This is a genomic window from Chryseobacterium sp. AG844 (genome assembly GCF_003182335.1).
GTDB classification, from domain to species: Bacteria; Bacteroidota; Bacteroidia; order Flavobacteriales; family Weeksellaceae; genus Chryseobacterium; species Chryseobacterium cupriresistens.
In genome coordinates, this window is record NZ_QGTV01000014.1 from 66,789 (window position 1) to 81,065 (window position 14,277).

Below are 14,277 nucleotides of genomic sequence, written 5' to 3' on the forward strand. Positions count from 1 at the left end.
GCACTGAACAGGATCTGTTAATACTCAGGGTGGGCAGGTTAAAAATCAGTTGTTTTGACGGTTATCTCTCTTCAGCTCCCTTTCAATTTCATTCACATAAGGAAGGGGAGTAAGGTAACTTTCTTCAATGTATTGTCTGATACTTTCATCCGTTTTTTTGTTAACCTTCCTGATGAAAAGCTGATTACCGGATTTTAATGATTGAATATAATTGAATGTATTCTGTGTATTTTGAAAAAAGGAGGTCTCAAGTACTGCTCTTTTATCATCATTGACGATAATATCATTGAATGATGTGTTCATAAGAACAGTCTGAAAAAATGAATCTGCCGGTAAAAAAGTATGAAGATAATAGTCTTCAAAATCCATTACCTTTTTGTTGTTGGTTAAAAATAAGCAGGTTTCTCTTGTAAACATAAACCATTTACCACCTATATAAGGAATCACATCTTTCATAAAAGATCGTTTGTAGATGAAAGACGAGATCATATAAGCCAATTCCGTAAAGTGATTTTGTATTCTTTTCAGCGTGTCGGGTCTGTAAAACTTCTGATCATAATAAAAAAGATAATTCCTGCCTTTATTGATGGTAAGAAATTTACGGATAATATTTTGTGATTTCAGTGGATAATCTTCACCGCTCAGATTGATAAAATAATCCCATTCTTTACTTGCATTCAGGAGAAATTCCATAGCGTTCAATTCTGCCTGAACGATGTTGAAACCTCCCGAAACTATATTCATACTGTCCAGAATATAGACATTGGGAAAATGAACGATATAAAGTTGTATTTCTTCAATGAACTCTTGTTTCGCTTTTTTATCAATATGGATAAGATAAAACTGATCTCTTGTATAGATTTTCTCAAACATGCTTTTAAATACATCTGGTTTATGATGTATCATAATGAAATAAGCAATTCTTACATGTGGGCCTGAATGGGATTCTAATATTCTGGGAGAAGGTTGGGGGGTGGGGGAAGAAGCTTGCATATTCCGGAGTTTAAAATCATCCGCGTCAGCAAACAATTTGGTTAATTGGCAGAAGGTACGAATAAATTTTTGATAATCAGTTAATTAAATAAAGTAATAATCATTTTTTTTATTGTAAGTTTGCAGGACATTTATAAAAACAGGTCACTGCCTTTGCTATTCTGTCATAGTTTAAAATCACTTTTTTCTTTCAGTTTTGCTTTTTCAGCTACCAATTTATAGTCTTTATTTTCATTACAGAAAATAAAAGATTATAAAGTTCTATTGTAGATAAGAGCGACACGTTATTGCCGGTTAAGCCATAATATATTCAAGGATATTATGATAGCTGAAGCAAGAAAAAGATGAGCAGAAAAGAATTCTCTTTTGTGTATCATTATAATACTCCAATTCAAATTCTGTTCAGCAGGTTTGTTTGTAAAATACCGGAATCCGGAATTATAATGAATTTTAAAAATTTAAATCTGATCAATCCTATTATCCGTGCGGTGACAGAAGCAGGATATTCCAGGCCTACTGAGATACAGTATACTGTGATTCCGCATATTTTAGCAGGAAGAGACATTATAGGGTCTGCACAAAAAGGTGCCGGGAAAACAGGTGCTTTTGCTATGCCTATTCTGCAGCTGCTGAAAAGACAAACTCCGGATCATAAAGAAATACGGACTTTAATCCTTACTCCAACAAGAGAATTGGCAATACAGATAGAAGAAAATTTAAAAATTTACAGTAAGTATCTGCCATTATCCCAGCTTTCTATTTATGAAGGCGTTTCCATTGGCAGCCGGCTTGCAGCACTCCGAAAAAGGGTAGATATTCTTGTAGCAACACCTGGAGGACTGCTTGATGTAGAAAATCAGAGACATATCGATCTTTCTAAAATTGAGTTATTTGTTTTGGATGATGCAGATAAGATACTTGAAATGGGATTCATTAATGATATAAAAAAAATATTGAATCTGGTTTCCCATAAAAGACAAAACATACTTTTTTCTGCAACAATGCCGGGAAGTTTAAAATATTTTGCCAAAACAATTCTGAATAATCCCGTAGAGATTATTACAGATCCGGCTTCTTCAATACCCCAGATGGTGAAGCGCCCGGACCTTAAAAATATTCAACCAATGATGGGAAATACAATACCTGTCAGAATATCTTAAATAAAATCTGTAGCGTTTACAGATCATAATACACAATTTTTAATAACAATTACAATGCAAGAAGGCACCGTAAAATTTTTCAATGAAGCAAAGGGCTTCGGTTTTATTACTCCGGCAGACGGAAGTAAAGATATATTTGTACATTCTTCAGGATTAAACACAAGAATGATTTGCGAAAACGATAAAGTAGTTTTTGATGTACAAAAAAGCGATAAAGGTTTAAATGCTGTTAACGTAAAGTTAGCATAATAAAAATCTTGCTTGCAGATAGGTTAGAATAACATTCTTTGCCATATCAGGGTTCGTATTTACATTTTTCTCATTCAAAATTCATGAAACTTCAGGATCTGGATATTGTTTGAAAGAACATTGATGTAATGTAGATTATTTTTTATTTTCATTATGTTCATTTGCCTCTTGCTTATATGTGAGAGGTTTTTCTGGGATATGAAAATAAGAGCGCAATTGGTCTGAATATTGACACACTAAAACCGGACGCCCGGAAAATAAATAGACAGACTTGATTTACACTTACCAAAGTAATAATAGATGAGCTGTACATATTTAATCCCTCAAAAGGTTCAGAAAAGATATGATTATTATTAATAATTTTAATGAGTATAAGTCCCTTGAAGGGCAGATGTTAGGTGATTCTGACTGGCATACAATAAGTCAGGATCAGATCAATAGATTTGCCGATGCAACACAGGATCACCAGTGGATTCATACGGATCAGGAAAAGGCAGAAAAAGAAGGCCCTTTTCAATCAACCATTGCTCACGGGTATTTAACATTATCCCTGATTCCCTATCTCTGGAAACAGATTGCAGATGTGAGAAATGTAAAAATGGAAATCAATTACGGAATAGAAAACCTTAAGTTTGGAGAAGCTGTCCCTGTAAATAGTGAAGTAAAACTGCAGGCAACCGTAAAATCTGTGGTTAACCTCAGGGGAACTGTGAAAGCAATTGTGGAGGCCAGACTCCTGATCAAAGATCACATAAAACCAGCTTATACAGGGGATGTTATTTTTCTTTATCACTTTAAGGATTGATTTGTTTTTGAGTGTGTAAAAGGTTGGTATTTAATGTTTTCTTAGTTAATGAGCCACCATCTGGTCGAGTCTGTAAATAAATTCTTCAATTTCTATTTGCCTGGCATTGGCAAAACCTTTATCGGTACCGATTTTTATAAACCCACATTTTTCCAGAACTTTTTGTGAACCTAGATTATCAAAAGCAACACGGCCAAAAACAGGTCTTGTGGTTTCCGTGCTTGATGGTCACTATTATGTCGTACGTACAAATGCCTATAGGCTACAGTAAAAATACCCGGCTTCAAAATCGGAAATTTATACCCTAAAATCCGTTCTTTTTTCACCGTTACTTTGGTATGTTCAAAAGAAGCTTCGAAACCCTGAACAACGGCAGTATCCGAAAAGCCAGCAAAAGAGTAGGAACCATACCCAATATTATTATCATGAAAAATCCAGAAAATGTTGCTCCCTTTGTAGAAGCATCACAAATTATTACAGAACTGAAAGACAGAGCCAATGATATTCTTGCCAGTGTTTTAAGTACAGAACTGTCTGCGATCACCATCAATGGAAAAGGAAATTTCCCTTACTACTGGCAGGATCCGTCTAACCTGAAGTTTAATAAAAAAACTTACGACTGGATATCTTCCAATCTCAGAGCCAATACTGAGCCGGTACAGCTGGATCAGGTATTTACCAATTACTTTATTGATGCTTTCTCAAAAGTCAACTATTCTCTATCTGTAGAAGATACAGCTGTACTGAATGATGCCCATACAAGAGCTACAGATCAGCAAATGGCATTGCTTAACGCCTGGGTAGCTGCTTATAATACGCTTCCTCCTGCCACCGATACCATGCAGCCTATTGATATCATTATGGATAAAATTGCTACAGAATGGGCAAATCCCGCTACTACTTTGTACCAGATTCAGAAAAGCGATAACCTCGATGCCTTACTGAATAAGACACCGGCAAGCGGAAAACCTATTATCCCGGTATTAGCCAGTTATCTGGATGCGCTGGGTGCCACCATATCTTTGCAGAACAATGTGACAATGAATAATGGATACTTATCCAAAGCCTTAAAGAATGTACAGAATCCAAAAAAGGAAAATGGCGGACTGCTGCTGAATGACGACAGTATCTTACCGGCTTTTGAGGTGACCACTCCGCTTGACCAGATTTTAAATGGTCTTAAAAATACGTCTCAGACCGCTCAGATCGATATGGAAGTAAGCCGTGAATCTGATAGCCGTTTCCGTGTTTCCGTAGAGGGAAAAACGGGTTTTTCTATTCCTATCTTTGATTTCTTTACCTTAGGAATTGGAGGCAATGCGAACTATTTCAGTGAAAATATTGCGACAAGCAAAAACTCCATCAAAATATCAATGATGTTTACAGGAGTTACCCTGGTAAACTTTGGACCAAAAGATTTTAATATTGCCGGCAATATGTACTGGGCGTGGTTTGACCCTATCCGTAAAGCACAGATCAACAGCAGAGACAAAGAGGAAGAAAAACATATCTCGGGATACAAATTTTCTCCGGATCCGGGAATGAAATTCGGACCTGAAGGACCTTTCGGTTTACTGAACGGGGTGGCAATTTCCAATTATCCTACGGTAGAAATCACCGTAACAGGTGAAGATTACAAAAGCATTCAGAAAACCTTTGAACAGTCTTCTTCTGCTACGCTTTCTTTCTTAGGAATTCCTCTGGCAAGTGTTAAAGAATCTACTTATTCTTCTTCCTTCTCTGTGGATCAGTCAAAATCTACAATCAAGATTACACTCAGCCCTCCGCCAAGTCTGGTAGCCGGTAATAATAGAGATTCCATAGCGTGGGTTCTTGGTGCTATTGTGGATTATCCTGCGGAAGTGAGTGATGATGTTGAGCTTCTTAATAATGAAGAGTTAGTAGCTAAAGGTGCGTATCCTAACTACCAGCTGTATAAAGATAACTTCGGAACGACCTATTGTTCTGTGAAAAAAGTAAAATCACATGCGGTAGGTGCTACATGGGTAAGTGAATGTCTTGCCGCCCATCCGGGTACAAGTCCTGCAGGAAAACCATGGACAAGCCCTAAACAATCCGGGGTGATCTGGCCATAATCAACAAAAAATAAATAATAAAAACAGACTGTCTCAACAAGACAGTCTGTTTTGTTAGATTTTATACTAAGGTCTTCTTACTCTGTCAATTTTCAAAATTTTTGCTGTTCGGAGCCGGGGAGAATTTAAAGAATAGGGAAATTAAAAACTATTTGACCAGAAGATAGATTCCAACACCAATAGCGGCATAAGCCGTAACGGTAAGAATATCAGCAATAGGCTGTGAAAAGCGTTTTTCTGCAATTCTTTCGCTGTTGATCTGATTCTTATGGAACTTCAGACTTTTTTTAGCGTTACGAACCGGGTGTACTACCAGACTGTCTCCTTCCCATCGGTCAACAATTACCTTATAGCTTTTGTTGTCAACTTCAATTTTAACATTTTTACCGGCGGCCAGTTTCTCCTGAATATTCACAGGTGCAGGTTGGGCAATCAGACTTTGCGATGCAGGGTTTGAACCTGTCATTTCTGCAGAAGTATTATTCGCTGCAGCGGTATTTTTTTTAGGAGCCTGATTATTGTCAGCAGCCGGAACCGCTGGTTTTTTTACCTGATAGGTATAGCAGCTGGTAAGAGTACATAATATAAGGATGAAATAAAAATTCTTTCGCATAAGCCAAATTTAAGAATTAAACGGAATATTTGGGAGTTTCTTTTGAAAGATGATGTTTTTTTTGAAGATTCCTATTGTTTACTATGCAAAAGGCTTCTTCATAGTAGCAAGCTCAGGTAAAAAAGACAAAGTACAGTTTTTCCTGTGCAGTATAATTCCGACACAAAAGGCACAAAAGTTTAAATACTTTAGCTTTTTCAAAACCAACCTTATTTGTGATAAGTACACCTGAGTTTTGTGAAAATCTTTGGTTTTCATCTTATGTAGGCTTTTCTGCGGTATTATTTTAAACTAACTTAAGTGAATATAAGTGTTTTAAATAAAACCTTTTTGTGACTTTTTTTGTTTGTTTTTAGAATGTTGGCTTTTTACTACTAAAACCAGATCAAGGTAATGAGAAAAAACTCAATAAGAAAACAAAAACATATCTGTCACTTTTTAGATCAATAGTTAGAACAATTTTAAAACAGACGAAAAATATATCCCATTTATATCGCATATATACTAGATAAATGCATAATTGATGTATGTAAAATTTGTTGAAAGTGTATCATTGATGTATATAGATATTGTTGGTGTACCCTCTTATCTCATTACTTTTGCGCCAACAAAATGATCAAATAATGAAAAAAAAACTTCTAGTACTTGGAGGCTTAATAATTAGCCTTCAGGTGTTCTCTCAAGTAGGTATTAACACGCCAGACCCTCAGGCCAGCCTGGATGTAGTAGGTAAGCCCACATCTACAAATGTATTCGACGGTATTATCGCGCCCAGAATTACCGGAGCACAACTCAGAGCAAAGACATATACTCAAAAACAACAGGGAGCATTGGTTTATGTAACAGCTGCTGATACAGCTCCCGGCGGGCAGACAGCAGAAGTAACCAGCACCGGGTATTTCTATTTTGACAGCAAACTGAACCGCTGGCAAAAACTGAACTCGGGAACTATCGCCGTAGGGGATCCTACAACCGATGCTTTCATAGATGATCCCGCCAATACAATGGTGAAATTAGGAGCATCTTCTACCGGAACTGCCAGATCTTCAAACACCGATTTCGTTATTAAAGACAACGGAAAAGTGGGAATAGGGACGCAATTACCTGAGGCAGGCCTGCATATAAAAGAAAACGGCAATACTGACAGTAACCAGTTGAAAGTTCAGTCAACGAATAGCTCTCCATTAATTAATCTGGAAAGAACAGGAACTAATAACTTATCTGCCGGAGCAGAACTTGGAAAATTATCCTTTAATGGAAAGATTTCAGGAGCTAACTTCCCATTAGCAGGGATAAAAGCCAATTACTGGGGTAATGGGGCAACCAATTCTTCATCTCTTACATTTTCTACCAGCGACCGACCAGCTGTCTTAATTAATGAGAACGGAAGTATGGGAATAGGACGTATTGATACCAATTATGCAATGTCTCCTACACAAAAACTGGATGTAGACGGAAATGTAAGATTCAGAGATGTTCCATCATCCACAATGAACAGCACAGACATGTTGATGGCATTGGATGCTAATGGAGTTGCTAAAAAAGTAGACCTCAAAGTACCGGCCAGTGTTTTGGTTGCTACAAGAACCGGACCGTCCGCTAAACCGGGAGATGGCTCCGCAGCCATCATGTGGTTTGAAAATACCCACCTTTCTGATAATACCTATCTGACAAGAGTTGATAACGGTACTTTTAAGGCAGTCAAAACAGGATTATACACAATAAGTATCACAGCCCACTTTGACCAGGTTCCTGAAGGAACGGAAGCAGAAAGCCCCTACAGAGGAGTAACCGTTGGAGTAAAGACCACAACAAATAAGCTTACCCAGCATTATGGATCCAATTATATGGGAAATGGATACACCAATATTACTGCTGTTTTTATACTAAATGCAGGTGAACAATTTTATGCATACAGTCAATGTAATAAAGGTGGGACATACAGGCAGATGGAAGCTACAATGTCCGTTGTTTGTACACCTTTGTAATAAGTATTTTAATGATATTGCAGTTATAAACACTACTTTTAATAAAGATAAGCAGCTGTTCTGGTCAACTTTATAATAGCCTTCCAGCTTCAAAACCAGAAAACCCTTTGCAGAAAAACAGAAAAGGTTTTTTGTTATTATTTTAAAATTTTGTTTCTGGCATACACTTATGCTGGCATCCTTGTCAAGGTTTTAAACCTTGACAAGGATGCTTTATTGTTTTTAGAATATTTGATTTATGATGCCCAACACGAAAGTATTCGCGAGGCTGCGGGGAGAACCTTGTAGAGTACGGATACGGTTTCCCGTAATTGAGGTTTTATAATCTCATTTATTTTTGCGAATAAAAGCTAATATGATACTAACCATAATTAATATATCATTTGGTATTGGTGAATTTTTTTTCAACAACATTCTTAATCCTGATTATCTTGTCATCCTGTGCATATCTCTATAGGATTTCTAAAAAGTACCAGAAATCTAAATATGCAATTTCATCTCTTGCAGTCATGTTGATATTACATTTAGTCGCTTTTCCTTTCTTATATACTTTAATGCTTAAAAGTAACCCAAATAGCTTTGAATTTAAAACGGCGATTCATGATAATCGAAAACAGATAGTGTTGAATGAGTGGATTGATGATTCTAAATATATTCCCTCTCAGATTAAAGCTCTTGAAAATATCAAACTGGCAAATTATACAATCTTAAACAAATCGTTAAAAGAATTAGAGCAATTAACTTTTACAGAGAATCATATATTACATTCAGATTTTGATTTTAATATTCCTGGAAGGAATTTTATGGCAACAATTTATATATTTGATAAAAAGGGGGGGTTAAAAAGGAAATTTACAAAGACTGGTGGTCAAAACGAATTGGATTCTATGAAATTTGGTAGCGTAATCACTCATGATATTAGTTATTTAAAAGATAAACTCCACTACTACAAAGTTAAAAAAGTTGAGTTAGACAAAAATAATTTTTGGACTTATGCAACATTACTTCCCTATAGCGCATCTTCTTTATTCACAGGAAATATGTCTCCATTAACACCTATAGCCAATATATTTTATACAATTCATTATATCACAATTTATTGTATTGGTATTGGCGTTTTCCTTCATTTTCTGATTAGAAATCTGGAATTAATTATTAGAAACCGAAAATCTTAACTTAAACTATATGTCGAATGGCTTTGCTTGAGGGATTAGGCAAAAATAGGTTTCTCCTTATCCATCTGGGCAAAGCCTCCTGACTCTAAGCTTACCAATAAATACTTTAAAGAACTTTCGTTGAACTATTACAAGGCGGTAGTCTGTGGTAGATTAGCATAAAAATGAGAAAAGTAGCGGTATCTTTATGAATACTATGATTTAGGGCTTTCTTCTTCAAAATAAAATAGAGAGACTATCTAAGTCTCTCTACTTTACTATTTTAAAACCTGCTGATCATACAGGATATTATCATCTTCATCAAAGCTTATGATCAGAACTTTATATTGCTTGGCGCTGTCGTTGTTAAAGAATTTAATTCTTGGAGGAACGTAGTCGCTGTCAAATAAATCAGGGTTCCAGTACAGGGTTTCGCGGGTATCATTTTCAATTTTTTCCGGAGCATCGTCATCGATCATTTCAATAGGAAATTCTGAAGGTTTATCATATCCTTTGATGATTGATACATTGTTCTTCTTCAATTCTTTTTCATTACTTTTAGATTTCATATTCCCCTTCATGGTATAGATGGCTACGGCATCGCCTATTAACCCGGATCCTTTGATGATCTTTACCATCGCAATAGTATTAACCGGAAGACTGGTAATCATGGTAGGATCGGTCTGTATTTCATCCAAATAGAGCTTAGCCTGCTGCCCGCGGATATAAGGAACGCTTGCTCCTGAGTTGTTTTTCTGAAATGTCAGGCCGGCAGCTCTTCCCTGCAGCCAGTCTAAAATATTGCTTGATCCTGAAATATGCTGGTCTTCATTAACGAAATCAAATACTGTAGAATTGACAGAACTGAACATGCCGCTGGACAGTTGTTTATCCAGCTCTGCTTTCGGATCTTTCTTTTTTCCTACCAAAGCTACTGCCTGGATTTGTATATCATTACTCTCTTTCTTTTTAGTATTTTTCTGAGTGTTGATCGCTCTGGAAATGGTTGGAGGCAGGCTTTTATTTTTGTCGGTTTTTACCAATGTGTATGGGGTTGCCGGGAAATTACCTGTAAATGGGGAGGGAGTTACTAACGGTTCTATGGTAACAAATAAATCATCATTTCCTGATTCTTTATTTTCTGAATTCACAAAGGCCGAGATCTCCAGCGGTTCATCATTATTGAGGTTGTTTAAATAGATATACCCATTCTGATCTGTTTTGAACTGACCGAATACAGGCTGATTTTCACCCGATTTTGATAGTAAATTGACCGCCGCATTAATCATCAGGGCATTATTTTTAATAGGTTTTACCCTGTAAGAAAGATATTGCTGAGACTGTGTTTTAATGGTGGGTGCCGCGCCGCTGAGTACAGAATTCCAGTCGAATCTTTTCCAGTTTTCTGAAATAAGCAGGGCGTCCAGAGCTTCAGTGTTGGCATTTTTAGAAAAATATTGCGCCGGGCTGTCTATTCTTGTTGTAAAATCTCCCGTCAGCCAAAGTCCACTCAGAATATTTTCCTCTTCAGGAGTCTGGCTACCGTCATCTTCACTCACCAAAACTGTGTAATGTTTAAAATAAGACTCGGGGGAAAGATCAATACTATTGAATGCTCTTGGTGTTGGTTTTAGGCTTTGGCCTATTATTTCTGCTTTCTCAATTTTTAAATCAGCAGGTTTTATAAAGCAAAGCCTTTTTGCTACGATATTATCCTGTTCATCAAAAATCACCAATTGTAAAATACCGTTGGCACCATTGCTTATTTTGGTAGGAATAAGACTGGATACTTCATTGGCGAGATGGTTGATATTGGCTCTGTAAGCAAGATGGTTGTTGATGAGTCCTACAACTTTATAACCCTGAAGCTGTTGTTTCAGATGAATACCTTTTATGTTGTATTTTATCCCTTCTTTGGAACTTACAACCTCTATACTCAGGCCGCTGTCTGCAGCTTGCGGCAGATCAATGGTCTGGCTTTTTCCTTTATTATCCTGAATAATGGCCTGGTATTTTTTTCCTGATGCCGGAGTTATTGTAAAGGAAGCCACATTTTTATCAAAAGATTTGAATGTAGTAACAGGAGTGTTGGGAGCTTGAATATCAATTATTTTTCCGGACCAGCTCTCCGGGAGGGAAGAATTACCCGATAACCTTACAGCAAATTTGGTAGAGGTGCCGTTAATGAAAGTTCCGCCTTCCGGAAATACTTTGGCAGACCAGTCGGAATTTTTTGCAATAACCAATGATTCCGCAGAGTTCGGATTGTAAACCGGAATGGTTTTGACGATCTGGAAGTCTTCATTGAAATTAGTCATATAAGGAGTGTAGGCTCTCACAAAGTAAACCTGTTCCGGAAGATCTTCTTTCAGTTGAAAATCCCCGCTGCCTTCCCCGTTCGTAAGAAGTACAGTTTTCCAGTCGATTAATTTTTTATCAGCATTGTAAAGTTCTACAAATAGGGTAGTAGAGAGTGGCGACCGGTTGTAACCGTTAAATACAAAACTTTTAAACCAGATTTTATCACCTGCTGCATATTGTGATTTGTCGGTAAGTACATATACTTTCTCCTGCTCGTAATGATCTTCAAGATTGGTAATTGCTTTTTCCAGTCTGGTTTGTGCCATAATAGGCTGTACCATCGAAAGAAGCATTACACAGAATATTTTTTTCATAGAAATCTCAGCACATTTTAATTCTTTGCTAATGTAATCATTTAAAGACTTCCGGAAAGGTTAAAAACTTATAATTATCCAATGTACAGGCTATTTTTTACTAAAGTTTTTACTTGCAGAACTACCGGTGTTTTTTAACAATATGATGTTTTATAAAACAATACAGTCTAATAAAATCACCCGACAAAATTGATAATTTTCTCAATAAGGTGAGATGTGGTACATTAAAACCGCAAATAAAACCTATCTTTAATTAGATGAATTGGAGAAGCTTACAGATATGCGGAAAGTAATTCCGGTGTCGGCAAGATAGTTGTACTCAATGAACGACCAAACAGAATATAAACTATGAATGTACAGTTAAAACAGAATTGTCATTTTAAAAATGACGGTGCCGATAATTTCGGTTCGGACATTTTAAAAGGATTGTCCGCTCATCCGAAAAAATTATCTTCAAAATATTTTTACGACAAAACAGGCGACCATCTCTTCCAGCAGATCATGGCGATGCCGGAATATTATCTTACCAATTGTGAACTGGATATATTTCAAAATAAAACAGAGGAACTTGTAAAAGCAATTTCCAATATTAATGAATCTTTTGATCTGATAGAACTGGGAGCTGGCGATGCAATGAAATCATCTTACCTTCTCAGAAATTTAGTAGAGAAAGGAACAAATTTTACCTATATGCCTATTGATATTTCAGGAAATATTCTTTCTGTTTTGCAGGAAAACCTGAAAAAAAGCCTGCCAAAACTGGAAGTTTTACCGTTGGAAGGAGAGTATTTTGATATGCTTGATAAAGCCACCGGAATTTCGAAAAGGAAAAAGGTAGTTCTTTTCTTAGGTGGAAATATAGGGAATATGGAAAGCGAAGAAGCCGCCCATTTCTGCAGTGAAGTGAAAAGAAAACTGAATTCCGGGGATCTGTTTCTTGTAGGATTTGACCTCAAGAAAAATCCGCACACCATTCTTTCTGCTTACAATGATCCTGCGGGAATTACCGCTTCATTCAATCTAAATCTTCTTACAAGAATCAACCGCGAACTGCAAGCAGATTTCAAGTTGGAAAATTTCCAGCATTATCAAAATTATGACCCGGTTTCAGGAGATTGCAGAAGTTTCCTGGTAAGTCTTTGTGATCAGGAAGTTCATATAGGAAACTGTTTGTTTACCTTCAAAAAAGATGAATTGATTGATATGGAGATCTCCCGGAAATTTTCTGAACAGGATATCAGAAAACTTGCCGGAGACTCGGGTTTTCATATTCTTGCTGAGATTAAAGATTCTAAAAACTGGTTTGTAGATTCTATCTGGATGGTATAATTTAAAAATGATTTTTTTATGAAAAAAGATGTATTGTCTGTAAAAGCGAATACTCATAAAAATTGGACAAAAAAGTACTTTGAAGTTAGAAATCGTTCCGTTGAGATTTGCGGCCCTCTGGAAATTGAAGACTATGTAGTTCAGCCCGTCGTAGATGTGAGCCCTCCGAAATGGCATATGGGCCATACCACCTGGTTTTTTGAAACCTTTATTTTACAGTCCAATTTTCCAGGATATGAAGTTTTTGATCCTCAGTATAATTTTGTGTTCAACAGTTATTACGAAACCATCGGAGCCCGCGTTATCCGCACCGACAGGGGAAACCTGAGCCGTCCATCTGTTTCTGATGTCTTTAAATACCGGGAATACGTGGATCAAAAGATGGATGAATTTCTTCAAAGCGGATATCTTACACAGCCATTGGAATCTCTGCTGGAATTAGGGTTAAACCACGAACAGCAGCATCAGGAATTGTTACTTACAGATATCAAATACATTTTAGGACACAATCCTTTATTTCCTGCTTATAAAAAAGAAAATATTTCAAAAAAAGAATCTGCCGGAAACTCAGAAATGATCAGTTTTTCAGAAGGAATTTATGAAATCGGTTTTAAAGGTGAAGGGTTCTGTTTTGATAATGAGCTGGGAAGGCATAGGGTATATCTGAATGATTTTAAAATTAGCAGTCAATTGGTGACCAATAAAGAATATGTAGAATTTATGGAAGCCGGAGGCTATGAAGATTTCAGACACTGGCACGCCGAGGGTTGGGACTGGGTAAAGCAAAATAATGTAAAATCCCCTTTATACTGGCATTTCATTGATGGGAAGTGGATGAACTATACTTTAAACGGCTTACAGGAAATCGACTTAGAGGAAGCGGTCTGCCATATCAGTTTTTTCGAAGCCTCTGCTTTTGCTTCATGGAAAGGAAAACGCCTGCCAACCGAAGCTGAATGGGAAGCTGCATCAGCCTGTTTCAACTGGGGAAACCGCTGGGAGTGGACGAATTCCGCTTATCTTCCGTATCCTGGATATACAAAAGAAGCTGGAGCAGTGGGAGAATATAATGGAAAATTCATGGTGAACCAGATGGTGCTTCGTGGTGCTTCGGTAGCCACTCCGCCGGGACACAGCAGAAATACCTACCGGAACTTTTTCCCGACTCATTTACAGTGGCAGTTCACCGGAATCAGACTTGCACAATAATTTTGC

At 36.9% G+C, this 14,277-nt stretch carries 11 protein-coding genes; 8 read left to right on the forward strand and 3 right to left on the reverse strand.

Features of this window, described 5'->3' with window-relative positions; genetic code table 11:
- Positions 1-45: 45 nt before the first annotated feature.
- Positions 46-993: a beta-1,6-N-acetylglucosaminyltransferase gene (locus DEU40_RS14445; RefSeq protein WP_110010477.1), complete on the reverse strand. Its 948-nt coding sequence runs from the start codon at positions 991-993 to the stop codon at positions 46-48.
- Positions 994-1,337: 344 nt separating this feature from the next.
- Here DEU40_RS14445 and DEU40_RS14450 point away from each other — a divergent pair, with 344 nt between their 5' ends.
- From DEU40_RS14450 to DEU40_RS14470, 4 genes are all read left to right on the forward strand, one after another.
- Positions 1,338-2,153, forward strand: a complete 816-nt coding sequence (locus DEU40_RS14450) for a DEAD/DEAH box helicase (protein ID WP_110010478.1) — start codon at positions 1,338-1,340, stop codon at positions 2,151-2,153.
- Between the two features lie 54 nt (positions 2,154-2,207).
- The gene (locus DEU40_RS14455; RefSeq protein WP_110010479.1) at positions 2,208-2,402 is read left to right on the forward strand and encodes a cold-shock protein; all 195 of its coding nucleotides are present in this window, start codon (positions 2,208-2,210) and stop codon (positions 2,400-2,402) included.
- 343 nt (positions 2,403-2,745) lie between these two features.
- Complete coding sequence (locus DEU40_RS14460) at positions 2,746-3,207, forward strand: MaoC family dehydratase (RefSeq protein WP_110010480.1); 462 nt, start codon at positions 2,746-2,748, stop codon at positions 3,205-3,207.
- A 338-nt stretch (positions 3,208-3,545) separates the two neighbouring features.
- On the forward strand, positions 3,546-5,303 hold the full coding sequence (locus tag DEU40_RS14470; protein WP_228406524.1) for a lamin tail domain-containing protein: 1,758 nt from the start codon (positions 3,546-3,548) through the stop codon (positions 5,301-5,303).
- A 148-nt stretch (positions 5,304-5,451) separates the two neighbouring features.
- On the opposite strand, the gene DEU40_RS14475 is transcribed toward DEU40_RS14470, so the two are convergent.
- Entirely contained in the window at positions 5,452-5,916 is a 465-nt protein-coding gene (locus DEU40_RS14475; protein ID WP_110010481.1) for a hypothetical protein, read from the reverse strand.
- Positions 5,917-6,539: 623 nt separating this feature from the next.
- Here DEU40_RS14475 and DEU40_RS14485 point away from each other — a divergent pair.
- On the forward strand, positions 6,540-7,904 hold the full coding sequence (locus DEU40_RS14485) for a hypothetical protein (protein WP_110010483.1): 1,365 nt from the start codon (positions 6,540-6,542) through the stop codon (positions 7,902-7,904).
- 554 nt (positions 7,905-8,458) lie between these two features.
- Entirely contained in the window at positions 8,459-9,079 is a 621-nt protein-coding gene (locus tag DEU40_RS14490) for a hypothetical protein (protein ID WP_110010484.1), read from the forward strand.
- A 257-nt stretch (positions 9,080-9,336) separates the two neighbouring features.
- On the opposite strand, the gene DEU40_RS14495 is transcribed toward DEU40_RS14490, so the two are convergent.
- Entirely contained in the window at positions 9,337-11,733 is a 2,397-nt protein-coding gene (locus tag DEU40_RS14495) for a hypothetical protein (protein WP_110010485.1), read from the reverse strand.
- A gap of 348 nt (positions 11,734-12,081) precedes the next feature.
- Between DEU40_RS14495 and egtD the strand changes: the two genes are divergently transcribed.
- Both egtD and egtB read left to right on the forward strand, forming a co-directional pair.
- On the forward strand, positions 12,082-13,062 hold the full coding sequence (gene egtD / locus DEU40_RS14500; protein WP_110010486.1) for an L-histidine N(alpha)-methyltransferase: 981 nt from the start codon (positions 12,082-12,084) through the stop codon (positions 13,060-13,062).
- Positions 13,063-13,080: 18 nt separating this feature from the next.
- A complete protein-coding gene (gene egtB, locus DEU40_RS14505) occupies positions 13,081-14,271 on the forward strand; it encodes an ergothioneine biosynthesis protein EgtB (RefSeq protein WP_110010487.1) in 1,191 nt (396 codons plus the stop codon).
- The last annotated feature ends 6 nt before the right edge of the window (positions 14,272-14,277 follow it).